Origin of the sequence: Pseudomonas sp. EA_65y_Pfl1_P113 (assembly GCF_963970525.1) — a bacterium.
In the GTDB taxonomy this organism is placed as follows: domain Bacteria; phylum Pseudomonadota; class Gammaproteobacteria; order Pseudomonadales; family Pseudomonadaceae; genus Aquipseudomonas; species Aquipseudomonas tritici.
Map to the genome: position 1 here is coordinate 1 of NZ_CAXAQM010000045.1, position 22,991 is coordinate 22,991.

Annotated in this window: 21 protein-coding genes and 1 pseudogene; 12 read left to right on the forward strand and 10 right to left on the reverse strand. The window is 59.9% G+C overall.

Features of this window, described 5'->3' with window-relative positions:
* Positions 1-119 (forward strand): transposase (locus AACY52_RS25585; RefSeq protein ID WP_146484865.1); only part of this gene is annotated, 119 nt, incomplete at its 5' end.
* A 398-nt stretch (positions 120-517) separates the two neighbouring features.
* Positions 518-2,242 (forward strand): ubiquinone-dependent pyruvate dehydrogenase, encoded by a 1,725-nt coding sequence (gene poxB, locus AACY52_RS25590; RefSeq protein WP_339418335.1) that lies wholly within the window; start codon positions 518-520, stop codon positions 2,240-2,242.
* A gap of 53 nt (positions 2,243-2,295) precedes the next feature.
* On the opposite strand, the gene AACY52_RS25595 is transcribed toward poxB, so the two are convergent.
* A complete protein-coding gene (locus AACY52_RS25595; RefSeq protein ID WP_339418334.1) occupies positions 2,296-2,853 on the reverse strand; it encodes an NAD(P)H-dependent oxidoreductase in 558 nt (185 codons plus the stop codon).
* Positions 2,854-3,080: 227 nt separating this feature from the next.
* Between AACY52_RS25595 and AACY52_RS25600 the strand changes: the two genes are divergently transcribed.
* Positions 3,081-3,317, forward strand: a complete 237-nt coding sequence (locus tag AACY52_RS25600) for a hypothetical protein (RefSeq protein WP_016979714.1) — start codon at positions 3,081-3,083, stop codon at positions 3,315-3,317.
* 61 nt (positions 3,318-3,378) lie between these two features.
* On the opposite strand, the gene AACY52_RS25605 is transcribed toward AACY52_RS25600, so the two are convergent.
* Positions 3,379-3,723, reverse strand: coding sequence for a hypothetical protein (locus AACY52_RS25605; RefSeq protein WP_339438885.1), 345 nt, complete (start codon positions 3,721-3,723; stop codon positions 3,379-3,381).
* A gap of 109 nt (positions 3,724-3,832) precedes the next feature.
* Between AACY52_RS25605 and AACY52_RS25610 the strand changes: the two genes are divergently transcribed.
* Entirely contained in the window at positions 3,833-4,726 is an 894-nt protein-coding gene (locus tag AACY52_RS25610) for a LysR substrate-binding domain-containing protein (RefSeq protein WP_339418331.1), read from the forward strand.
* 2 nt (positions 4,727-4,728) lie between these two features.
* On the opposite strand, the gene AACY52_RS25615 is transcribed toward AACY52_RS25610, so the two are convergent.
* The 5 genes from AACY52_RS25615 to AACY52_RS25635 all read right to left on the reverse strand — a co-directional run bounded on the left by AACY52_RS25615 (position 4,729) and on the right by AACY52_RS25635 (position 9,736).
* Positions 4,729-5,304, reverse strand: coding sequence for a GNAT family N-acetyltransferase (locus tag AACY52_RS25615; protein WP_339560952.1), 576 nt, complete (start codon positions 5,302-5,304; stop codon positions 4,729-4,731).
* 8 nt (positions 5,305-5,312) lie between these two features.
* Complete coding sequence (locus tag AACY52_RS25620) at positions 5,313-7,568, reverse strand: Orn/Lys/Arg decarboxylase N-terminal domain-containing protein (protein WP_339560953.1); 2,256 nt, start codon at positions 7,566-7,568, stop codon at positions 5,313-5,315.
* A gap of 115 nt (positions 7,569-7,683) precedes the next feature.
* Positions 7,684-8,424 carry a DNA polymerase III subunit epsilon gene (gene dnaQ, locus AACY52_RS25625; protein ID WP_339418505.1) on the reverse strand — a complete coding sequence of 247 codons (741 nt, stop codon included), beginning with the start codon at positions 8,422-8,424 and terminating at the stop codon, positions 7,684-7,686.
* A 70-nt stretch (positions 8,425-8,494) separates the two neighbouring features.
* Complete coding sequence (rnhA, locus tag AACY52_RS25630; RefSeq protein ID WP_010210917.1) at positions 8,495-8,947, reverse strand: ribonuclease HI; 453 nt, start codon at positions 8,945-8,947, stop codon at positions 8,495-8,497.
* Between the two features lie 30 nt (positions 8,948-8,977).
* Positions 8,978-9,736, reverse strand: a complete 759-nt coding sequence (locus AACY52_RS25635; protein WP_339418328.1) for a methyltransferase domain-containing protein — start codon at positions 9,734-9,736, stop codon at positions 8,978-8,980.
* Positions 9,737-9,801: 65 nt separating this feature from the next.
* Here AACY52_RS25635 and gloB point away from each other — a divergent pair, with 65 nt between their 5' ends.
* From gloB to AACY52_RS25675, 8 genes are all read left to right on the forward strand, one after another.
* Positions 9,802-10,569 carry a hydroxyacylglutathione hydrolase gene (gene gloB, locus AACY52_RS25640; protein WP_339560954.1) on the forward strand — a complete coding sequence of 256 codons (768 nt, stop codon included), beginning with the start codon at positions 9,802-9,804 and terminating at the stop codon, positions 10,567-10,569.
* 98 nt (positions 10,570-10,667) lie between these two features.
* Positions 10,668-12,077, forward strand: coding sequence for a transglycosylase SLT domain-containing protein (locus AACY52_RS25645; RefSeq protein WP_339418326.1), 1,410 nt, complete (start codon positions 10,668-10,670; stop codon positions 12,075-12,077).
* Between the two features lie 234 nt (positions 12,078-12,311).
* A complete protein-coding gene (locus AACY52_RS25650) occupies positions 12,312-14,141 on the forward strand; it encodes an extracellular solute-binding protein (protein ID WP_339560955.1) in 1,830 nt (609 codons plus the stop codon).
* Complete coding sequence (locus AACY52_RS25655; protein WP_339560956.1) at positions 14,138-15,982, forward strand: extracellular solute-binding protein; 1,845 nt, start codon at positions 14,138-14,140, stop codon at positions 15,980-15,982. Before AACY52_RS25650 ends, AACY52_RS25655 begins: the two co-directional genes overlap by 4 nt.
* Positions 15,983-17,059, forward strand: coding sequence for a microcin C ABC transporter permease YejB (locus AACY52_RS25660; protein ID WP_339418323.1), 1,077 nt, complete (start codon positions 15,983-15,985; stop codon positions 17,057-17,059).
* A 1-nt stretch (position 17,060) separates the two neighbouring features.
* On the forward strand, positions 17,061-18,080 hold the full coding sequence (locus AACY52_RS25665; RefSeq protein ID WP_339418322.1) for an ABC transporter permease: 1,020 nt from the start codon (positions 17,061-17,063) through the stop codon (positions 18,078-18,080).
* Between the two features lies 1 nt (position 18,081).
* A complete protein-coding gene (locus tag AACY52_RS25670; RefSeq protein WP_339418321.1) occupies positions 18,082-19,683 on the forward strand; it encodes an ABC transporter ATP-binding protein in 1,602 nt (533 codons plus the stop codon).
* Between the two features lie 74 nt (positions 19,684-19,757).
* Positions 19,758-20,651 (forward strand): AraC family transcriptional regulator, encoded by an 894-nt coding sequence (locus AACY52_RS25675; protein ID WP_339428045.1) that lies wholly within the window; start codon positions 19,758-19,760, stop codon positions 20,649-20,651.
* On the opposite strand, the gene AACY52_RS25680 is transcribed toward AACY52_RS25675, so the two are convergent.
* The 3 genes and pseudogenes from AACY52_RS25680 to AACY52_RS25690 form a co-directional block, all read right to left on the reverse strand.
* Positions 20,593-21,180: a LysE family translocator gene (locus AACY52_RS25680; protein ID WP_339418319.1), complete on the reverse strand. Its 588-nt coding sequence runs from the start codon at positions 21,178-21,180 to the stop codon at positions 20,593-20,595. The genes AACY52_RS25675 and AACY52_RS25680 overlap by 59 nt on opposite strands.
* 353 nt (positions 21,181-21,533) lie before the next feature.
* Positions 21,534-21,713, reverse strand: a pseudogene (locus AACY52_RS25685) (thioredoxin reductase); the annotation flags it as partial.
* 39 nt (positions 21,714-21,752) lie between these two features.
* Positions 21,753-22,679 carry a recombinase family protein gene (locus AACY52_RS25690; RefSeq protein ID WP_339560957.1) on the reverse strand — a complete coding sequence of 309 codons (927 nt, stop codon included), beginning with the start codon at positions 22,677-22,679 and terminating at the stop codon, positions 21,753-21,755.
* Positions 22,680-22,991: the final 312 nt, after the last annotated feature.

Genomic DNA, 22,991 nt, shown 5'->3' on the forward strand with positions numbered 1-22,991 from the left:
CCGGTCAGTTGGAAGGAATAAACAATCGAATAAAGGTCATCAAACGAATGGCGTACGGTTACCGGGACAGCGAGTTCTTCTTCATGAAGATCAAGAGCGTCTTTCCCGGCAATCCGTGAAGAACCTTTTTTATGGTTCATCAGCGAATCCACTCGCCGCCTGCCCCACCGCTATCGCGGCCTCGCTAAAGCTCGACGGCTCACACAGGGGATCGGCGGTGGCGGCTGAATCTCGGCTCCCAGGCATTCCTTACGGACACCATTCCTATCAGCAACGCAGATCAAAGGTGGGAGCTGTCGAGCTTTAGCGAGGCTGCGAAAAGGCCGGCACTGCCAACATAATCATCGCCTGCCCCACCGCTATCGCGCCCTCGCTGAAGCTCGACGGCTCCCACAGGGGGCCGGCGGTGAAGCCCCTCTCTGACGCAATCTTCACATTAAAGGCGGAGCATTCGCCGTGATCGAACTGTCCCCTATTGATCAGCAGTTTTTAACCTCACTGACGATTGGAGTTCTCCATGGCGAAAATCAACCTGGCCCAGCAATTGGCGAGCACCCTTGAACAGGCGGGCGTCAAGCGCATCTGGGGCCTGACCGGCGACAGCCTCAACGGCCTCACCGACGCCCTGCGCAGCATGGACAGCATCGAGTGGATGCACGTGCGCCACGAAGAAGTGGCCGCGTTCGCCGCCGGTGCCGAAGCCGCGGCCACGGGTGAGCTGACGGTCTGCGCCGGCAGCTGCGGGCCGGGCAACCTGCACTTGATCAATGGCCTGTTTGACTGCCATCGCAACCATGTGCCGGTACTGGCGATTGCCGCGCAGATTCCGTCTTCGGAGATCGGCCTTAACTACTTCCAGGAAACCCATCCTCAGGAACTGTTCAAGGAATGCAGCTACTTCATCGAGCTGGTGACCAACCCCGAGCAGATGCCCCATGTGCTGCACCGCGCCATGCGCTCGGCGATCCTCAATCGCGGCGTCGCGGTGGTGGTGATTCCGGGCGACGTCTCGCTGCTGGAAGTGGAAGACAAGCTCAAGCCCTGGCCCGCTCTGCACGCGCCGCGCACCTTGCCAGCTGAACAAGACCTGCAACGCCTTACCGAAATTCTTGAAAGCAGCCATAAAACCACCCTGCTCTGCGGCAGCGGCTGTGCCGGTGCACATGACCAAGTGGTCGCCCTGGCCGACGCACTCGGCGCTCCGGTGGTGCATGCGCTACGCGGCAAGGAGCACGTGGAGTGGGACAATCCGTTCGACGTGGGCATGACCGGCCTGATCGGCTTCAGCTCCGGTTACCACGCCATGCTCGACTGCGACACCTTGATCATGCTCGGCACCGACTTTCCGTACCGTCAGTTCTACCCGACTGACGCGAAGATCATCCAGGTTGACCGCAACCCGCAGGCGCTGGGCCGTCGTGCCACGCTGGACTTGGGCATCGCCGCCGACGTCAGTGAAACCATTGGCGCGTTGCTACCGCGCCTGACACGCAAGACCGATCGCAGCTTTCTCGAAGCGTCCTTGAAGCACTACGAAAAGGCCCGCCAAGGGCTGGACGACCTTGCTCAACCGTCGAAAGCCGATCGACCAATCCACCCGCAGTACGTGGCGCGCCTGCTCAGCGAGCTGGCTGATGATGATGCGATCTTCACCGCCGACGTCGGCTCGCCCACCGTCTGGGCGGCACGCTATTTGAAGATGAACGGCAAACGCCGCCTGATCGGTTCGTTCAACCACGGTTCGATGGCCAATGCCATGCCCCAGGCCATTGGTGCCCAGGCAGCCTTCCCGAATCGCCAGGTGATCTCGATGTCCGGTGACGGTGGATTCGCCATGTTGATGGGGGATTTCATCTCGCTGGCGCAGTTGAAGCTGCCAGTGAAAGTCATCGTGTTCGATAACTCGTCGCTGGGGTTTGTCGCCATGGAAATGAAAGCATCGGGTTACCTGGATGCTGGCACCGAGCTGAAAAACCCGGACTTCGCCGCCATGTCCAATGCCATGGGCATCCTCGGCATTCGGGTGGAACAATCCGAGGACCTGGAGCCGGCCCTGCGCCGCGCCTTGGCCCATGACGGCCCGGTGCTGGTGGACGTGATCACCGCGACCCAGGAGTTGGTGATGCCGCCGACGATCAAGCTGGAACAGGCCAAGGGGTTCAGCCTGTATATGCTCAAGGCGGTGATGAGTGGGCGTGGCGATGAAGTGATCGAGCTGGCGCGCACCAACTGGCTACGCTGAACCCAATGTGGGAGCGAGCAAGCCCGCTCCCACATTCTGATCTCATTGCCAAATCAAGCGTGCTGTTTTTCCACCCACTTGCCGTAGGCATCAATGAACGCTTGCAGAAACGGCTTGGTCTTTTCCGAGACCTTGCCTGCGTCATCGAACACGCTCCCCGCCCCCCCCAAGTAGGCCTCCGGCTGCTGCATGCACCACACATCCAGGAACACCAGGGATTGGCGCAGATGATGATTGGCGCCAAAGCCACCAATGGCCCCCGGCGACACGCTGATGATCGCACCCGGCTTGCCACTCCAGGCACTCTGCCCGTACGGCCGGGAACCCACGTCGATGGCATTCTTCAACGGAGCGGGCACGGAACGGTTGTATTCCGGGGTCACGAACAGCACCGCGTCGGATGAGCTCACCTGTTGGCGGAAAGTGCTGTAGGCTGCGGGCGGTGCAGCGCCGTCGATGTCTTCGTTGTAGAGCGGCAAATCGCCAATTTCCACAATGTTCAACCTAAGGTTGACAGGGGCCAGTTCGGCCAATGCCAAGGCAACCTTGCGGTTAATCGAGTCTTTTCTCAAGCTGCCAACCAGGACGGCTACCGTGTAGACCTTGCTCATTGGGGTTTCTCGACGTCTGACTAAAGGAACGTGTAGTTATAAAGTCTTCGCGGCGTGTTCACCAGAAGGTTTTGCTCATCCCCCGGACGTTTGCATCGCCCTACAACGTGTAGGAAGCGTCCAAAAAGATCAGCGAATAGTATTTTTATTCCGTAAGTAAACTACCCCGCTCCATAACGGTCTACAGAACCGCAAATCGAGTGTTTATCTCCAGAGGTTCTAAACAGATGGCAGCAGTACTAGTCGGACAGTTTCATGCCAGAGACGCAGAAGGACGCGTGTATTCGGTGCATGAGTTCCAGGAATCCAACCCGGCGCAAGGCGACCTGGCTGGCTCGGCACCTACCACCACCTACAAGCTGGCCATTGGCGACCGTGTAGAGAAACTGGAAGGCGACGAATTCAAGCTGATTCAGTCGGGCACCATTCTCGTGCGCGAATCGCAAACCACCCTCGCTTCATAAGATCTCGCCCTATCCACCTGCTCAGTCCTGGCCATTGATGGCATTGACTGGGCTGGGGTGATCACGGGCGGCGGATCTCCGTGACTTCAATGCCCTGCTCCCCCTCGACCTCTTTCAACGTCACCACTACCCGCCCACGCTCGCCTTCCACCGCAAACATCGAACGCTGGTAACCCGCCGAGTTGTAACCGGGATGCGCGACCACCTGCCTGATCAACTCAATGCCAAGGACTGCCCCCACCTGTTCGGCCACCTGTTCCTGGGAACGGATAAACGTTTCAAGTGCCAGCTTTTCCGGCGTGGTTTCGCTTTGGGTATTGAAGAGATAAGCAGCCACGCACCCTACGGTCACCAGAACCAGCAGTTGCTTGGCCGTTACCCCGAGGAATATCGAGGGTAGAGGCATTTGAGACCAGACCTGTTTTTGTTGTTAATGCCGGTAGCCGGCTGTGGTCGTTGATGATCAGCGTAGCCATTCTATTGAATACGCGGCGCGCTGCACATAGACTCCGGCGATGCGTTTACGTCATATCGAAGTGATTCAGGCCATCTTGCAGACCGGACACCCCGGCTTGGCCGCCGAGTGGCTGCAACTCCCCGTGGGCGACGTGGACGCGGCGCTCAAGGAGGCCGAGGCGCAACTGGGCTTTATGCTGTTCGCCAGCATCCGCGGGCGATTGCAGGCGACGCGGGAAACGCTGGAGCTGCAGGCAGAAATCGCCCATGTGTATGAGGCGCTGGAGCCGGTGCAACGCCTGGCCAGTCGCTTGAAACACCATCACGCCCCGACCCTCCGTGCCCTGTGCACGCCGCCCCTGGCCAACCAACTGTTGCCGCACAGCATTGCGGTGCTGCGCCGACGTTTCCAGGACACACCTTGCAACCTGTCGAGCCAGCCGACACGGGAGATCGTCAGGAGCCTGCTGCTGCACGAGGCTGACGTCGGTTTAAGCCTGCATGACCCGGAACACCCACAGATCCACAGCACCGTACTGGCCCAGGGCAAGCTGCAATTACTCGCGCCCCGTGGCTGGCTAAAGCCCAAGCAAAAGTACATCGCGTTGCAGGACCTGGCCGGGCAATCGATGATTGGCCTGGAGGGCCAGGACCCGCTCAGCCGCCAGTTGGACGCCAAGCTGCAAGCTTTGCGCCCGCTGCCTGTGGTGCAGACGCGCGTACAGACCTATCAGATGATGCGCAGCATGGTGGAAGCGGGAGAAGGCTTGGCGGTGGTTGACCCGTTCACCGCGTTTGGCGCGCGTGAAGCCGGGCTGGATGCGTGCCCGGTGTCGCCGCCGATCATGGTCAACCTGTATGCGCTGACCCTCAAGGATGGCGTGACTTCCCCGGCGCTGAATGCACTGCTGGAGATCGTGACGCAGAAGGCTGAAGGCCTGTTGGTGGGCTAAGCCTATTCGACTTCGCTTTTGAATAACCGATACCAGAAGATCGCCACTTCGCGGGTTTGCGGATCGATGCCGCGATAGCGCAGCTTGTCGATGCCCCCCATCACGTAACCACAACGTTCATACAAACGGCAGGCGCCGAGGTTGTTGTTCTGGGTTTCCAGCATCAAGCCGGGCAGGTTTTTCTTGCGGCTCCAGAACTGCGCCACATCCAGCAATGCCTTGGCCACCCCATGACGCCGCGCGGGCAAGACCACCGCCAGTTCATCGACATGGGCATAGCCGTTCCAATTGGTACTGACCACGATATGCCCCACCGGGCGGTCGTCCAGGTAGGCCATGAAGATCGCGCTGTCGGGCGCATCGCGAAAACTGGCGAACTCCTCCGGATCGATACCATAGCACTTGCGGTACGGCACGATGCGCTCCACGGGCCATTGATCGACCCGCGCGCCCATCTGCGGCTGCCCATAGCCGCTGACCTCAAAGCTGAAGTCATTGCCCCACACGTAGGCATCAAAACCTTCATCCGCGACCCGTACACTGAGCCCCGGATACTTCGGGTTCATTACAGCTTGCATAAACATTCTTAACCCTTGATGCAATCGACGGTGTAACAACGACCACTGCCGTCATCTTCGTGTTGTAACCCATGAACATCGGCGACAAAACCGGGGAAACTGCTATCGAACGTCCGGGCAAAGGCCAGGTAGTCGATGATCGAGCGCGTCGAATCAGTAAACCGCTCGCCCGGCATAATCAATGGAATGCCAGGTGGATACGGCACCAGCATTACGGCTGCGATGCGCCCTGGCAAGGCGTCAATCGACACCGCTTCGACTTCACCTCTCACCAATTGGTCGTAGGTGTCGGCCGGTTTCATCGCAATTTCCGGCAACACCGTGTACATGCGTTTGAGGTGTTTGGCGGTGGCATTGCGGTGGTAACAGCTGTGCAATTGATCGCACAGGTCGCGCAAACCCAGACCCTGATAGCGCGCCGGCCCTTGTGCGAAGACCGATGGCAAACAATTGGCGAGGCTGACATTGGCATCGTAACTGCGCTTGAACTCAAGCAATTCGGTGAGCAGCGTACTCCATTTGCCTTTGGTAATACCCATGGAGAACAGCACGAGGAAGGAATACAACCCGGTTTTTTCCACTACCAGGCCACGCTCCCACAGGAATTTGCTGACCACCGCAGCAGGAATGCCGCAGTCGCTCAGAGCGCCCCCGGCGGTTAGGCCGGGCATCACCAGTGTCACTTTTATCGGGTCCAGCAGCACGTAGTCCTCGGCCACATCACCAAAGCCATGCCAATCGTCCTCAGGTTGCAACAGCCAATCGTCGGTAACCACCTGATCAATACCCGCCACCGACGGCGGCTGCCAGATGGAGAACCACCAGTCATCGGCGGCAATGTGTTGGCGCAGGTTGGCCAGGGCACGGCGGAAACTCAAGGCTTCGTCGAACATTTCCTGCAACAGCGAGCGCCCGGCCGGGCCTTCCATCATCGCTGAGGCCACGTCCAACGAAGCGATAATGCTGTATTGCGGCGAGGTTGAGATATGCATCATGAACGCTTCGTTGAAACGATCACGGTCCAGATGGCGCGCACCGCCGTCCTGCACGTGGATCATCGAGGCCTGGCTGAAGGCTGCAAGCAGTTTGTGGGTGGAGTGAGTGGTGAACACCAACGGGCTGTCCGGCGTGCGCGAAGTGCCCATGCCGTAGCGCCCGGCAAAGAACTCGTGAAACGCCGCATAGGCATACCAGGCCTCGTCAAAGTGCAGCACCTCGACACTGCTGCCCAATTGCTGCTTGATCAGCTCGGCGTTGTAACACAGGCCGTCGTAGGTGGAATTGGTGACCACCGCCATCTTCACTTTCGGCACTCGGCCACGGGCAAGCGGGCTGGCGTCGATCTTGGCGCGGATCGACTCGGGGCTGAATTCGCTCAGGGGAATCGGCCCGATAATCCCCAGTTCGTTGCGCTCCGGGCACAGGTACAGTGGGATCGCGCCGGTCATGATGATCGAGTGCAATACCGACTTGTGGCAATTGCGGTCCACCAGCACCAGGTCATCGCGGCCGACCATGGAATGCCAGACAATCTTGTTGGCGGTGGACGTGCCGTTGATCACGAAGAAGGTGTGATCGGCGCCAAAATTGTGTGCAGCGCGGGCTTCCGCTTCAGCCAAGGGGCCGGTGTGATCCAGCAGCGAGCCCAGTTCCGGCACCGAGACGGACAGGTCAGAACGCAGGGTGTTTTCCCCAAAAAACTGATGAAACGCCTGCCCCACCGGACTTTTTCGATAGGCCACGCCACCGCCATGGCCGGGGGTGTGCCAGGAATAGTTGGAGTCGGCGGTGTGCTGCACCAGCGCCTTGAAGAACGGCGGCAACAAGCCATCCAGGTAAGTGCGGGCCGCGCGGGCGACTTGCCGGGCGAGAAACGGGACGGTGTCTTCGAACAGGTACAGAATGCCGCGCAGTTGGTTGAGTTCGCTCATGGCGTCGGCCGGCGCGTTTTCCAGGGTGACTTGCTCGCCCAGGGCAAAAATCGGCAGGTTCGGCGCCCGTAACCGCGCCAGGCGGATCAGTTCGACCATGTTTTGCAGCAGGTGGGTGTTCTCACCGGCACCTTCGGCGGCAATCAGCATGCAGGCCAAGCCATGATGGGTAGAAGCAACCAGCCGGCCTTCGGCGTAGTCCACGGCGGAAAAGATACTGAAGCCCTCTTGTTCCAACTCCCGGGCGATGCCTCGGACCCGGTCACCGGCGACGCTGTCGGCTTTGATATCGCGGTGCACGATGAGGATCGGAAACTTCAGGTCTTTGTACATAAGGGCATGGCGTCCTGACGGCTATGCACTCAAGGGTAGAAGCTTGGGGGCGATGACGCGAATGAAGATTTTGAAAGCAATGGAGATCCAGTGTGGGCTGCGTTCAGTCTTGGGGTTATTGCTGGGTCAGCTGGGTCCACAACGCCGGCGCACCCGCCGACTTGGCAATTGCCTCCAACCGCGCCGCATGCTCGGCCAGGTCTTGCTCACTGGCGCGGATAATCGGGGTCGGCTTGCGATCCGCCGGCAGGCGGCGGATTTCCGAAGGGCGGTTACCCGAGCCTTCCGCCGAACCATTTCCATCGGACGCATTGCCGGCCAGGGACAGGCTGGTCTGCCCGCCGGTCATGGTCAGGTAAACGTCGGCGAGGATCTCGGAGTCGAGCAAGGCGCCGTGGAGTTCACGGCCGGAGTTATCGACGCCATAACGTTTGCACAAGGCATCGAGGCTGTTGCGTTGGCCCGGGTGACGCTCCCGGGCCATCATCAGGGTGTCGAGGATCGAGCAGTGCCTGGAGATGTCGGCGCGATCCGTCTGCCCCATCAGGGCAAACTCGTTATTGATGAAGCCGACGTCGAACGCTGCGTTATGGATGATCAGTTGGGCGCCATTGATGAAATCGAAAAACTCATCGGCGACTTCGGCAAAGCGCGGCTTGCCCTTGAGGAATTCGTCAGTGATGCCGTGGACGCCGATCGCGCCTTCGTCACTGTCCCGGTCTGGTTGCAGGTAGACGTGGAAGTGACGCCCGGTGAGGCGGCGGCCCATCAGTTCGACACAGCCGATTTCAATGATCCGGTGGCCATCAGTCACCGGCATGCCGGTGGTTTCGGTATCGAGTACAACAGATCGGATGGCCATCAGGGTTCAGCTCTCAACGGTGTGGTGTGAATCAAAGGGCGCGATGTTAACACGTGAGCCGGCATCAGCTCTGCTTGTAGCCGCGCACTTCGTCCACGCCACGGTTGGCCAGTTGGTCGGCGCGTTCGTTGCCAGGGTGGCCGATGTGACCACGCACCCACTTCCACGTGATGTCGTGGCGATTGCATTGCTCATCGAGCAGTTGCCACAGGTCAGCATTTTTAACCGGCTCCTTGGCCGCGGTCTTCCAACCACGCTTCTTCCAATTGACCATCCACTCGTTGATGCCCTTCATTACGTACTGCGAGTCGGTCACCAGCAGCACGTTGCAGCGGCGCTTGAGTTCTTCCAGGCCGCGAATGGCACCCATCAGCTCCATGCGGTTGTTGGTGGTATTGGGTTCACCGCCCCACAATTCCTTCTCCACGCCCTTGCACACCAGCAATGCGCCCCAGCCGCCAGGGCCCGGGTTGCCCTTGCAGGCGCCATCGGTGAAGAGTTCTACGCTATCGGTCATCGGTTGCTCGGTCTGAATTCAAAAAATAAGTTACGTATCGATTTGCTCACGGTTGACCTTGGCCAGCGGCATCGGCAGCAGCTTGCCGATAGGCTCGCGACGTACCTGACGCACCGGCCGCAGCCCGACCGCGATCTTGCGTGCGACCAATAAATAGAAGCCGCCGCCCGACAGTTGCCAGGCACCTGCGCGCCGCTCCCAGCCAGCCAGGCGGCCTTGCCACTTGGTCGAAGCAAGCGGCGGACGATAGCACCCGAAGCGGCGTTTCTCCAGCGCGAAGCCCAGCAGGTTCAGCCAGTCCCCCACCCGTTGCGGCGAGATGCAGCGCGCCTGGCGCAGGCCGTCATGGGCAAACACATGGCGCAGCCCCCAACTACTCCAGGGGTTGATGCCCACTATCAGCAAATGGCCACCTGGGCGCACACTGCTCGCCGCTTCGCGTAACAAACCGTGGGGTGACAGGCAGAAATCCAGCCCATGTTGCAACACCACCACGTCGGCGGCGTGCTCGCTCAACGGCCAGGCCTGTTCCTCGCACACGATCTCAACCCCCGGCAACGGTGCGCCCAAGCGTACATTGCGTTGCACTTGGGGCGCGGCGGGTGGCGTTTCAGCTGATGGCCCGTAATGCACCAGGTAGCCGCCAAAGAACCGGCCCAACTCGTCTTCGAGCATGCGCCGTTCTTCGTTCAGCAGAAATTGCCCGATGGGTCCGGACAGCCATTCACGGGCTGCGCTGATCAGGGCCAGCCACTCAGGATCGGCCTGGGCGAACGCTTTATCAGTCATTGCATTCTCCAACTCGCCTAGACGTTCTAAGATGCACCAATGTGTTCAGCTTGGCGAATCGAAGAATGATACAGATCACTGCCCTGCCCGCCTTCACCGATAACTACATCTGGTTGTTACAAGCCCCCCGCACCCAGCGCTGCGCCGTGGTCGACCCCGGCGACGCCGCGCCCGTACAGGCCTGGCTCAAGCAAAACCCTGGCTGGGCCCTCAGCGACATCCTGATTACCCATCATCACCATGATCATGTCGGCGGTGTCGAACAACTCAAAGGTGCTACCGACGCCAAGGTCTACGGCCCGGCCAACGAGATGATCCCGGCGCGGGACGTAGCGTTAAACGATAATGACCGCATCACGGTGCTCGGCTGGGACTTCGACATTTATACAGTGCCTGGCCATACGCTGGGCCATATCGCCTTTTATCACCAAGGCGTGCTGTTTTGTGGCGACACCCTGTTCGCCGCCGGTTGCGGGCGCCTGTTCGAAGGCACGCCGGAACAGATGTACGCCTCTCTTGAGCGTCTGGCCTCGCTGCCTGCCGATACCTTGGTGTACTGCACCCACGAATACACACAAAGTAACCTCAAGTTTGCCCAGGCGGTGGAACCCCACAACGCCGATATCGCCGAACGCGTGGAAAACGTCCTTCAACTGCGGGCCCGCGGCGAGATCACGCTGCCTTCCAACCTGGCCCTGGAAAAGCGCACCAATCCCTTTCTGCGCACCTCTGAAACATCCGTTAAACAAAAAGCGGACGAACGGAATGGGCGCGACAACCGCTCTGGGGCCGAGGTGTTTGCTAGCTTGAGGGCCTGGAAAGATAAGTTCTAACGGAAAACAATCTGATACGTAATTTCTGAATGGTTGACCGGAACCAATGCGCTTTCTAGAATCGCCCGACATTTTTGCCCGGAACTTACTTCCAGCCAATGTCGTCATCTATTCGTAAATCCAACCATTCAGACGCATTGACCCGCCTGGCTCAAGCTGTGGCGGTGGCTGTGTCCGCCACGCTGGCGGGCTGCCAATCAAACAATTTCACCGCACAACCCACCGTGCAACCCAAGCCAAACCTTACCGCCAAGATCAAACAGAAACCCGTCATCTGGCTTTCAGAGAAGCCGGCTCCCGACGTCCCACAAGACGTCTGGGAACGCATGCGACGTGGCTTTCAATTGCAGGACGACGTAGGCGTCAACCCGCGCATCGAGCAACAGCGCCTGTGGTTCGCCAGCAACCCCTCCTTCCTGGAAAACGCCGGCGAACGCGGCAGCCTCTACATCCATTACATCGTCGAACGCCTTGAAGAACGCAACATGCCCCTGGAGCTGGCGCTGCTGCCAGTGATTGAAAGTGCCTATAACCCAATGGCCTACTCGCGCAGCAATGCGGTCGGCCTGTGGCAGTTCATTCCCTCCACCGGGCGCTACTTCAACCTGCGCCAGACCCGCGCCTACGATGGCCGCCGCGATATCACCGCTTCCACCACCGCCGCCCTGGACTACCTGACCCGCCTTCACGACATGTTCAACGGTGACTGGTTGCTGGCCCTGGCTGCCTATAACGCCGGCGAAGGTACGGTGAGCCGGGCAATCGAGCGCAACGAGAAACTCGGCCTACCGACTGACTACTGGAACTTGCCCCTGCCCCAGGAAACCAAGGACTACGTGCCCAAGTTCCTGGCGCTGTCCCAGGTAGTGCTGGCGCCGGAAGCCTACGGCGTCAACCTTAACCCGATTGCCAACACGCCGTACTTCAAAGTGGTTGAAGTCAAGCAAAGCATGGACCTGTCACGGGTTGCCGCGCTGGCCGAGATCGACGAAGACGAATTGTTCCAGCTCAACCCGGCCCTGAAACAACGCACTACCTTGGACGGCCCGCAGCATTTGCTGGTGCCAAGTTCCAAAGCGCAACTGCTCACCAGCACCCTTTCGACGATGAAGCCGGAAGAATTGCTGGCGATGCGCCCCAAAAAACGGGTGTTCGACGAAGTTGAGACCGCACGGGTTACCGGGCGTACCCGCAGCTACAAAGTGCGTAAGGGTGACAACCTGACGCTGATCGCCAAGGCCAACAAAGTCAATGTGCATGACCTGCAACGTTGGAACCAGCTCAACGGCCAGGCCCTCAAGGTCGGCCAGACCCTGGTGATGCAGGACACCCGCCGCGCGGTAGCCAGTCGCAAGAAGCCGGTGCAGTACAAGGTCAAGAAAGGCGACTCGCTGTACATCGTCGCCAAGCGCTTCAACGTGGAGATGCAACATCTCAAGCGTTGGAACCCACGCACTGGCCAGGCGCTCAAGCCGGGGCAGATGCTGGTGGTTTCCGGGCCAAGATAAGCCGCATGAGAGCTGGCTTGTGTGGGAGCTGGCTTGCCTGCGATGCAGACACCGCGGTGTATCAATGACACCCAGGTGATGCTATCGCAGGCAAGCCAGCTCCCACATTTGATCTTCACACCGTTCAATACCGCGCCAGCCCTCAAAGGGCCTTCCCAACGGCCTTTTTCCAACCGGAACAAGCTGTTACTGTACCGATCATAAAGCCCAAGCCGCCTGGATCGGATCTCTGACTTGAAGCGTCCCCTCCTTCTACTAATAAGTCTGGCCTTGAGCTTTGGTGCGAACGCGACAATTACCGAGAGCCACGGGTATACGCAGTTCGGCAGGCTCAAGTACCCGGCCAAATTCACCCACTTCGACTGGGTAAACCCTGCAGCGCCGAAAGGCGGCACATTGCGGGTGATGGCCTTTGGCACCTTCGATACGCTCAACCCCTATACCTTCAAGGGCTCCAGCCCGGTTTCCACCCCCAATTTCCTGCAATACGGCGTCAATGAGCTGAACGAGCCATTGATGGTCGGTACCGGCCAGTACGCGCCCTCCGGCGACGAACCCACCTCCAGCTACGGGCTGATCGCCCAATCGGTGGAGTACAGCGAGGACCGCAGTTGGGTGGTGTTCAACCTGCGCCCGGAAGCACGCTTCCACGATGGCAAGCCGATCACCGCCTATGATGTGGCGTTTTCCTATCGCACCCTGCTCACCGAAGGCCACCCGCAATACCGCACCAACCTGCAGGAAGTGGCGCGGGTGGACATCCTCAATCGTCACCGCATCCGCTTTGTGTTCAAGCGCGCCGGCAACCCGCTGCTGATCCTGCGCCTGGGCGAGTTGCCAATATTGCCCCAGCACTACTGGAAAAATTGCGACTTCAAGGCCACCACCTTCGAACCACCGCTGGGCAGCGGGCCGTACCGCATCAGCAAAGTCACGCCAGGCCGGCAACTGATGTTCGAACGGGTCAAGGATTACTGGGGCAAGGACCTGCCGGTCAACCAGGGCTTCTATAACTACGACAAGGTCGAAGTGGAGTTCTATCGCGACAGCGATGTGGCGTTCGAAGCCTTCAAGGCCGGGGAGTTTGATATCTATATCGAACACCAGGCCAAGAACTGGGCCAATGGCTACAACTTCCCGGCGGTGAACCGTGGCGATGTGATCAAAGCGCAGATAGCCCACCAGATCCCGACGCAAAGCCAGGGCCTGTTCATGAACACCCGTCGGCCAACCTTCAGCCAGACCAAGGTGCGCGAAGCACTGGGGCTGATGTTCGACTTTGAATGGACCAACCGCACCCTGTTCAGCAACGCCTACAAGCGCACATTGAGCTACTACCCCAACAGCGAATTCGCCGCTACCGGTGTTCCAACCGGCCGTGAGTGGCTGATGCTCTCACCGTACCGCGAGCAGTTGCCGGCCAGCCTGCTTACCCAGCCTTTCAGCCTGCCGCAGACCGATGGTCGCGGCATCCCCCGCGAGACGATGCGCCATGCGCTCACCCTGCTCGGTAAAGCCGGCTGGAAGCTATCGGGTCAACGCCTGCTGAACAAGGATGGGCAACCGCTGCGCTTCGAAATGCTGTTGGTCAACCCGAACCTTGAGCGCATCCTGCAGCCCTATGTCGAGAACCTGATCAGCATCGGTATCGACGCGCGCCTGCGCACCGTCGACCGTGCCCAGTACAAGCAGCGCCTGGATCAATTCGACTTCGACATGATCCTGATCACCCTCAACCAGACCCTGAGCCCGGGCCTTGAGCAGTGGCAGTACTTCCACTCCAGCCAGGCCGCGATCAAGGGCAGCAAGAATTACGCCGGCATCAATAACCCGATTGTCGATCACCTGCTGGAACAACTGCTGGCGGCGCAGACCCGCGAAGAGCAACTGGCCGCCGGCCGTGCCCTGGACCGCGTGTTGCTGTGGCAGCACTACAGCATTCCCAATTGGTACCTCAACTATCATCGCCTGGCCTACCGTAACCGGTTCGCCTTTGTCACCACGCCGCCCTACAGCCTGGGCCTGAGCGCATGGTGGCTGAAAGCTTCGGAGAAAGCCCAATGATGTATTTGCGCAACGCACTGCTCGGCAGCCTGCTGCTGTGCACCGCAGCCCATGCCGCGCCGCAACACGCACTGACGCTTTACAACGAACCGCCGAAGTACCCCGCCGACTTCAAGCACTTCGACTACGTCAACCCGCAAGCGCCCAAGGGCGGCACGTTCCGCGAGTCGGCCATGGGCGGTTTCGACAGCCTCAACCCCTACATCAGCAAGGGCGTGCCGGCCGACAATCTGGGCCTGATCTACGACACCCTGGCCATGCAAAGCCTGGATGAGCCAATCACCGAATACGGACTGGTCGCCGGCAAGATCGAAAAAGCCCCGGACAACAGCTGGGTGCGCTTCTACCTGCGTCCCGAGGCGCGCTTCCACGACGGCCACCCGATCCGCGCCGAAGACGTGGTGTTTACCTTTCAAGAGTTGATCAAGGACGGCTCGCCGATCTACCGCACCTATTACGCCGACGTCGACGAAGTGATCGCCGAAGCCCCACTGAAGGTGTTGTTCAAGTTCAAGCGCACCAACAACCGCGAACTGCCGCTGATCCTCGGGCAATTGCCGGTATTGCCCAAGCATTGGTGGGCGACCCGCGACTTTGCCAAGGGCAACCTCGAGATACCACTGGGCAGCGGGCCGTACAAAGTGGCCGAGGTCAAGGCCGGGCGTATGATCCGCTACGAGCGGGTCAAGGACTACTGGGCCAAGGACCTGCCGGTCGCCAAAGGTTTCTACAACTTCGATAACCGCATCACCGACTACTACCGCGACAGCACCGTGTCCCTGGAGGCCTTGAAGGCCGGGCAGTTCGACTACTGGCTGGAATTCAGCGCGAAGAACTGGGCCAACGCCTACAACACACCGGCAGTCAAAGAAGGCCGTTTGATCAAGGAAGAGATCCCCAACGGCAACCCTACCGGCATGCAAGGGTTTGTGTTCAACATGCGCAAGCCGATGTTCCAGGACGTGCGCGTGCGCAAGGCCATCAGCCTGCTGCTGGATTTCGAGTGGAGCAACAAGCAGCTGTTCAACGGCGCCTACACGCGCACCCGCAGCTACTTTGAAAACTCGGAGATGGCGGCCACCGGCCTGCCCGCCCCGGATGAGCTGAAAATCCTCGAGCCCCTGCGCGATAAAATCCCGCCCGAAGTTTTCACCCAGGCGTTTGAGCCGGCCAAAACCGATGGCAGCGGGATGATCCGTAAACAGCAGCGCGAAGCCTATCAACTGTTGCAGGAGGCCGGCTGGCGCATTGTCGATGACAAGATGGTCGACACCACCGGCAAACCGGTGACCATCGAGTTCCTGCTCGCGCAGACCGAGTTCGAACGTATCCTGCTGCCGTTCAAGCGCAACCTGGCCGACCTGGGCATTGAACTGGTGATCCGCCGGGTTGACGTCTCGCAATTCGTCAACCGCATTCGCTCGCGGGACTTCGACATGCTGGTGGGCAGCTTTCCGCAATCCACCTCGCCGGGTAACGAACAACGGGAATTCTGGAAGTCTTCAAGCGCCGACAAACCCGGCAGCCGTAACTACATGGGCCTCAAGGACCCGGCTGTCGACCAATTGGTGGAAGAGCTGATCGACGCCGATTCGCGCAAAAGCCTGGTGGCCCATGCCAAGGCCCTGGACCGCGTACTGCAGTTCGGCTACTACGTGATTCCCAACTGGCACATCAAGACCTTCCGCGTGGCGTACTGGGACCATCTGGGTCACCCCAAAGTCGCGCCGCGCTACGACGTCGGCACCGCCACCTGGTGGGAAAAACCCGATGTCAAACCGGCTGTGACCCTAGACACAAGCACAAACACGAGCGCCGATTCGGCGAGCGGAGGCGATTAAATGCTGGCCTATATTCTTCGTCGCCTGTTGCTGATCATCCCCACGCTGTTCGGAATTCTGCTGATCAACTTCGTCATCATCCAGGCCGCTCCCGGTGGGCCGGTGGAACAGATGATCGCCAAGCTTGAAGGCTTTGAAGGCGCCACCAGCCGCATTGCCGGTGGCGGCGCCGAGGTCTCGGTGGCCGGCTCCAACAGCTACCGCGGCGCGCAGGGCCTGGACCCGGCGCTGATCAAGGAAATCGAAACGATGTACGGCTTCGACAAATCGGCGCCGGAACGCTTGTGGATCATGGTCAAGAACTACGCCACGCTGGATTTTGGCGATAGCTTCTTCCGTGACGCCAAGGTCATCGACCTGATCAAGGAAAAGATGCCAGTGTCGATTTCCCTTGGGTTGTGGAGCACGCTGATCATGTACCTGGTGTCGATCCCCCTGGGGATCGCCAAGGCCACGCGGCATGGCAGCCATTTCGACGTGTGGACCAGTTCGGCAATCATCGTTGGCTACGCAATCCCGGCGTTCCTGTTTGCGATCCTGTTGATCGTGGTGTTTGCCGGGGGCAGTTATTTCAACTGGTTCCCCTTGCGCGGGCTTACGTCGAACGACTTTGACGAACTGAGCTGGGGCGGCAAGATCCTCGATTACTTCTGGCACCTGGCGTTGCCGATCACAGCGTTGGTGATCGGCAACTTCGCCACCATGACCCTGTTGACCAAGAACAGCTTCCTCGACGAGATCAACAAGCAGTACGTGGTCACCGCCAAAGCCAAGGGCCTGACCAACCACCGCGTGCTCTACGGCCATGTATTCCGCAACGCAATGTTGCTGGTGATCGCCGGTTTCCCATCGGCGTTTATCGGTATTTTCTTTACCGGTTCGCTGTTGGTGGAGGTGATCTTCTCCCTCGACGGCCTGGGTCTGATGAGCTTTGAAGCCGCGATCAACCGCGACTACCCGGTGGTGTTCGGCACGCTGTTTATCTTCACCTTGCTGGGTCTGGTCGTAAAACTGATCGGCGACCTCACCTACACCTTGGTCGATCCGCGTATCGACTTTGCCAGCCGGGAGCATTGAGATGAACCTGTCCCCCCTCAATCGCCGCCGGTATGAGCGGTTCAAGGCCAACAAGCGTGGCTGGTGGTCGCTGTGGCTGTTCCTGGTGCTGTTCGTGCTGAGCCTGGGCGCGGAGCTGATTGCCAACGACAAGCCGCTGGCCGTGCACTATGACGGCGGCTGGTACTTCCCGGCGCTCAAGCGTTACCCGGAAACGACGTTCGGCGGTGAATTCCCGCTAGAGGCCAACTATAAGAGCCCGTACATCCAGGAACTGCTCAACGCCAAGGATGCCTGGACCTTGTGGGCACCGATCCCATTCAGCTACCAGAGCATCAACTACGACCTAAAAGTGCCAGCTCCGGCGCCCCCCTCTAGCGTCAACCTGCTCGGCACCGACGACCAGGGCCGCGATGTGTTGGCGCGAGTGATCTACGGCTTTCGTGTGTCGGTGCTGTTTGCCCTGACACTCACCGTGCTCAGCTCAATCATCGGCGTGATCGCCGGCGCGTTGCAGGGCTTCTACGGCGGCTGGGTCGACCTGGCCGGGCAACGTTTCCTGGAGATCTGGTCCGGGTTGCCGGTGCTGTACCTGTTGATCATCCTCGCCAGTTTCGTGCAGCCCAACTTCTGGTGGTTGCTGGGGATCATGCTGCTGTTTTCCTGGATGAGCCTGGTGGACGTGGTGCGCGCGGAGTTCCTGCGCGGACGCAACCTGGAATACGTGCGCGCGGCCAGGGCCTTGGGCATGCAGAACGGCGCGATCATGTTCCGGCATATCCTGCCCAACGCCATGGTGTCGACCATGACCTTCATGCCGTTCATTCTTACCGGCGCCATCGGCACCCTCACCGCGCTGGACTTCCTTGGCTTTGGCTTGCCCGCCGGTTCGCCGTCGTTGGGTGAACTGGTGGCTCAGGGCAAATCCAACCTGCAAGCGCCGTGGCTGGGCATGAGTGCCTTTGCCGTGCTGGCGATCATGTTGAGTTTGCTGGTGTTTATCGGCGAGTCCGCTCGCGATGCCTTCGACCCGAGGAAATGAGATGAATCAGGACAATCTGATCGAAATCCGCGACCTCTCTGTCGAGTTCGTCACGGGCGAACATCACCACCGCGTGGTGAACAACGTCAGCTTTGATATCAAGCGCGGCGAAACCCTGGCCTTGGTCGGCGAAAGCGGCTCGGGCAAATCGGTGACCGCCCACTCGATCCTGCGCCTGCTGCCCTACCCGCTGGCGCGGCACCCATCCGGCACCATCAACTACGCCGGGCAAGACCTGCTGACGCTCCAGGAAAAAAGCCTGCGGCACATTCGCGGCAACCGCATTGCGATGATCTTCCAGGAGCCAATGACCTCGTTGAACCCCCTGCACAACATCGAAAAGCAGATCAACGAAGTGCTCGGCCTGCACAAGGGACTCACCGGCAAAGCCGCCACCCTGCGCACCCTGGAACTGCTGGAGCTGGTGGGCATTCCCGAACCGCACAAGCGCCTCAAGGCCCTGCCCCACGAACTGTCTGGCGGCCAGCGCCAGCGGGTGATGATTGCCATGGCGCTGGCCAATGAGCCGGAGTTGCTGATCGCGGACGAACCGACCACCGCCCTCGACGTCACGGTGCAGTTGAAGATCCTCGAATTGCTCGAAGCGTTGCAGGCACGCCTGGGCATGGCGCTGTTGCTGATCAGCCATGACTTGAACCTGGTGCGGCGTATCGCCCATCGCGTGTGCGTGATGCAAAAGGGCTGCATCGTTGAGCAGGCCGATTGCGAGACACTGTTCCAATCACCTCAGCATCCGTACACCCAGGAACTGCTCGCGGCTGAACCCAGCGGCGGGCCGGCGACCAATGAAGTCGGCCCCCCGTTGCTGGAGGTGGATGACCTGAAAGTGTGGTTCCCGATCAAGAAGGGCTTTTTGCGCAACACCGTCGACTACGTCAAGGCGGTGGACGGCATTAACTTCAGCCTGCCTCAGGGGCAAACCCTGGGCATCGTCGGCGAAAGCGGCTCGGGCAAATCCACCTTGGGCCTGGCGATTCTGCGGTTGATCGCCAGCAAGGGCGGGATTCGCTTCGAAGGCCAGCAACTGGACACGCTGACCCAGCAACAGGTGCGCCCGTTGCGCCGGGAAATGCAGGTGGTGTTCCAGGACCCGTTCGGCAGCCTGAGCCCGCGCATGTGCGTCAGCGAGATCGTCGGCGAAGGCCTGCGCATCCACAAGATGGGTACAGCCGCCGAGCAGGAAGCGGCAATCATCGCTGCGCTCAAGGAAGTGGGCCTCGACCCGGATTCCCGGCACCGCTACCCCCACGAGTTCTCCGGCGGCCAGCGCCAGCGCATCGCCATCGCCCGCGCGCTGGTGCTCAAGCCTCGCCTGATCCTGCTTGACGAGCCCACCTCCGCGCTGGACCGCACGGTGCAACGCCAAGTAGTGGAACTGCTGCGCAGTTTGCAGGCCAAGTACAACCTGACTTACTTGTTTATCAGCCATGATTTGGCGGTGGTGAAGGCGTTGAGTCACCAACTGATGGTGGTTAAGCACGGGCAGGTGGTAGAGCAAGGCGATGCACGGGCGATTTTTGCTGATCCGCAGCATGCTTACACGCGGCAACTGCTGGAGGCAGCCTTCCTCGTACCCGCCTGACGTACACAGGCTGACGACCCTGGCGGTCTGTGCAATGATCGTCCCCCGGTCTCTAAAGGGATGGAACCACCGCCATGTCGTTGAACAACACCGCGCAACCCGCACACGCACCACGCTTTTGGCGTGATGAGCGCTTGCCGTTCATTGAAGCACGTACCATCGATGATGGGCGCAAGGTCACGTACACCCGTCATGCTCATGAGCACTTTTCCATCGGTGCGATCACGACCGGAAGGAGCTATTACCACTACGGCGCGGACACCTTCCAGGTCAACACCGGCACCGTGGTGTTGATGAACCCAGGTGATGTCCACGCCTGCAACCCCTTCGAAAACGAGCCGTGGTCCTACCAGATGGTGTACCTCGACACGTCGTGGCTGACCGACTTGCAGCACCAGTTGGGTTTCAGCACGGACCAGGGTTACCGGCCCTTCGACACGCCTTACACTCGGGACACGCTGCTGTACAACGGCCTGCTGGCGTTGTATCGAATACTGGTGGACGAACAGGCTGAACACCTGCAAAAACAGAGTGCGCTGGTGAGTTACTTCACTGAGGTGCAACAACGCCTCAACCCCTCCGACACCCCGGTACGCGAGGTCAACCACAAGCTGGAGCGCGCTGCCGAATACATCCGCGCCCACTGCACCCAGGCGTTGAAACTGGAAGATATCTGCGCGGCGGCCGAGTTGTCGCCGTCCTACCTGATCCGCGCCTTCAAGCAGTATTACGGGCTGACGCCCCATGCATTCCTGGTCAACCAGCGCATCCAGTTTGCCCGTACGCAATTGCGTCAGGGCGAGCTGATCGCCGATGTGGCCCTGGCCGCAGGTTTTGCCGACCAGGCGCATTTCCAGCGCACGTTCAAACAGCATTTCGCCGCCACGCCGGGGCAATACCGCGACCGGCTCACGCCATCAGCAAATAACCCACACTGGCCACCAGCAACGCGGCCATTGAGCGGTTGAACAGCCGCACGCCCTGGGGGTTGCTGAGGTAGCGGCGCAGGAACGTGCCGGCGTAGGCCCAGCAAGCGACCGACAGGTAACAGATCACCAGATAAATCGCCGCAAACAGCCAGACCTGTGCGGTATCGCCATCCGCCACAAACAACCCCATCCCCGCCACGCAGGCCAGCCAGGCCTTGGGATTGAGCCACTGCATGATTGCGCCATAGAGCATCGACGGCGCAGTGGCCGTGCCGTCGGCGTCCAGCCGGCCGTTGTCCACCGCCAGTTTCCAGGCCATGTACAGCAAAAACGCCACCCCACCCCACTGGATCAACTGGGTCAGGATCGGCCAGCGCAGCAGCACTTGATGCAAGCCGAGGCCAATCAACACCAACAGCAACGTAAAGCCCACGGCGGCGCCGAGCACGTGTTTCTGGCTGGCGGCAAAACCGAAGCGCGCGCCTGTACTGAGCGCGACGACATTCACCGGCCCCGGTGTGATGGAGGTCGCCAGGGCGAAGGCAGCCATGGAAATGATCAAGCTCATGGGAGTTCCCTTTTAGGGTGATGGGTGCAGATGGCTTCACGGTAAAGGGCAAAACGGCGGCGGTATTGAAGAAAATGCCCCCCCGCAGGCTTATTTGACAAACAACTCCCAATCCCGGGCTTTCACGTGCCCGGCGCGGTAGTAGGCGTCGAACCAAGGCTGGGGTCCAGGGGCAGCGCGCAATCGGCATGGGCCGCGAAGCACAGTGACACCCTGGAGCCTGGCTCGTCGCGTACCACCCACCACTGTTGCGACAAGGGGTTCTTGCGAAAAGTCGTGGGCTGAGTTGTTCCAAGCGACGCAGGATGTCCGGTTCCTTACTTTCGCCATCAAGCCAGTGCCGTCTGGCCGCCTCAACCGTCGATCATCGAGAAGTGCGCGCCCGCGCCGGCACGCACGCCCTCGGCCACGGCCAGCGCGACGGAACCGGCGGCAAGGGAGACATCACCACCGGCAAACACACCGGGCACGGAAGTCTGGCGCATTTCATTGGTGTGCAGATAACGGCCGGTCGGGCCATCGACCCGCTCACAGGGTTTGAGGCGCAACGGAACAGAAAGTGCACTTAAGCCCTACCAGCGTCGTTCAGTACCTTCCTCCCAGGCATCCGCTTCGATATAGCAGTTGCGCATCTCGGCTTCTTGGCTGATCCCGCCGAGCAACTCATGCACGGCCTTATCCAACTCATCGTCGCTCTGATAGGGAACTGTCAGTTCATAGTTTCCCGACTCCAGGCGCTTCACGCCGAATGGCTCCAGGCAGTAGCGCTCAATGTTCTCCTTGGCCCGCTTCCGGCCACGCACGAACTTGCTGTTGTTCTCTACCGCCAAGCGCAGCGTAATGATGGCAACCCGTTCAACCGCCGACTCTGCCGGTGACGTGACATTGCGCTGCTGACCCCGCGTTTGTGCGCTCTTCTGATACGTCCCGATATCGACACCACGATGACGCAGGTAGCTGTACAGCGTGCTCTTGGAGATGTGCAGCCTCTCGCCGATGGCGCTGACGCTCAGGCGTCCTTCGCGATACAGGGTTTCGGCTGCCATGGCAGTGGCCTCGGCCTTGGCAGGCAACCCTTTCGGACGGCCACCGACTCGACCTCGTGCCCGTGCGGCCGAGAGACCCGCTTGGGTGCGCTCGCGGATCAGCTCGCGCTCGAATTCGGCCAGCGAGGCAAACAGGTTGAACACCAAGCGACCCTGGGCGTTTGTCGTATCGATCGGGTCATTCAGGCTCTGCAAGCCGACCTTGCGCACCGCCAGTTCACCGACCAGTTCGACCAGGTGCTTGAGCGAGCGCCCGAGGCGATCCAGCTTCCAGATCACCACGGCATCGCCCGCTCGTATGTTGGCCAGTAACTTGTCAAGTTCCGGCCGAGCGCTTTTCGCGCCGCTGGCAATGTCTTGATAAATTCGTTCACACCCAGCCTGATTCAGGGCATCGACCTGGAGGTCGGCTTTCTGATCCCGAGTGCTCACCCGCGCATATCCGATTTTCATAAAAAGTACCGCTTACTCGACTGTACTGTTAATAATTGAACTTTGATTAAGCGTACCAGTTATTTGAACTGTAACATGGTTAGGTTAACGAACATGGTCATGCCTCGTTAAAGTTCGACAAAACGAGGTTTTTTCGAACTGTTATCCCCCCACTCAGCACGCACGTAGACGATCCAATCCGCCTCCGGCACCAGATCGCTCAGAATTTTCAGAAATGCCTGACAGACATTCGTTAAGCAGCATGCTCCTATCGCCATTTTGTCGGTGCTCGGCCGTAATCGATCCGTAGCACCGTTGCTATGCCGCATACAA

Bases quoted from the DNA above. Each gene is read 5' to 3' on its own strand.
- poxB (WP_339418335.1), top strand. From the start codon at position 518: ATGGCGAAAATCAACCTGGCCCAGCAATTGGCGAGCACCCTTGAACAG.
- AACY52_RS25595 (WP_339418334.1), bottom strand. From the start codon at position 2,853: ATGAGCAAGGTCTACACGGTAGCCGTCCTGGTTGGCAGCTTGAGAAAA.
- AACY52_RS25600 (WP_016979714.1), top strand. From the start codon at position 3,081: ATGGCAGCAGTACTAGTCGGACAGTTTCATGCCAGAGACGCAGAAGGA.
- AACY52_RS25605 (WP_339438885.1), bottom strand. From the start codon at position 3,723: ATGCCTCTACCCTCGATATTCCTCGGGGTAACGGCCAAGCAACTGCTG.
- AACY52_RS25610 (WP_339418331.1), top strand. From the start codon at position 3,833: ATGCGTTTACGTCATATCGAAGTGATTCAGGCCATCTTGCAGACCGGA.
- AACY52_RS25615 (WP_339560952.1), bottom strand. From the start codon at position 5,304: ATGCAAGCTGTAATGAACCCGAAGTATCCGGGGCTCAGTGTACGGGTC.
- AACY52_RS25620 (WP_339560953.1), bottom strand. From the start codon at position 7,568: ATGTACAAAGACCTGAAGTTTCCGATCCTCATCGTGCACCGCGATATC.
- rnhA (WP_010210917.1), bottom strand. From the start codon at position 8,947: ATGACCGATAGCGTAGAACTCTTCACCGATGGCGCCTGCAAGGGCAAC.
- AACY52_RS25635 (WP_339418328.1), bottom strand. From the start codon at position 9,736: ATGACTGATAAAGCGTTCGCCCAGGCCGATCCTGAGTGGCTGGCCCTG.
- gloB (WP_339560954.1), top strand. From the start codon at position 9,802: ATGATACAGATCACTGCCCTGCCCGCCTTCACCGATAACTACATCTGG.
- AACY52_RS25645 (WP_339418326.1), top strand. From the start codon at position 10,668: ATGTCGTCATCTATTCGTAAATCCAACCATTCAGACGCATTGACCCGC.
- AACY52_RS25655 (WP_339560956.1), top strand. From the start codon at position 14,138: ATGATGTATTTGCGCAACGCACTGCTCGGCAGCCTGCTGCTGTGCACC.
- AACY52_RS25660 (WP_339418323.1), top strand. From the start codon at position 15,983: ATGCTGGCCTATATTCTTCGTCGCCTGTTGCTGATCATCCCCACGCTG.
- AACY52_RS25665 (WP_339418322.1), top strand. From the start codon at position 17,061: ATGAACCTGTCCCCCCTCAATCGCCGCCGGTATGAGCGGTTCAAGGCC.
- AACY52_RS25670 (WP_339418321.1), top strand. From the start codon at position 18,082: ATGAATCAGGACAATCTGATCGAAATCCGCGACCTCTCTGTCGAGTTC.
- AACY52_RS25675 (WP_339428045.1), top strand. From the start codon at position 19,758: ATGTCGTTGAACAACACCGCGCAACCCGCACACGCACCACGCTTTTGG.
- AACY52_RS25680 (WP_339418319.1), bottom strand. From the start codon at position 21,180: ATGAGCTTGATCATTTCCATGGCTGCCTTCGCCCTGGCGACCTCCATC.
- AACY52_RS25690 (WP_339560957.1), bottom strand. From the start codon at position 22,679: ATGAAAATCGGATATGCGCGGGTGAGCACTCGGGATCAGAAAGCCGAC.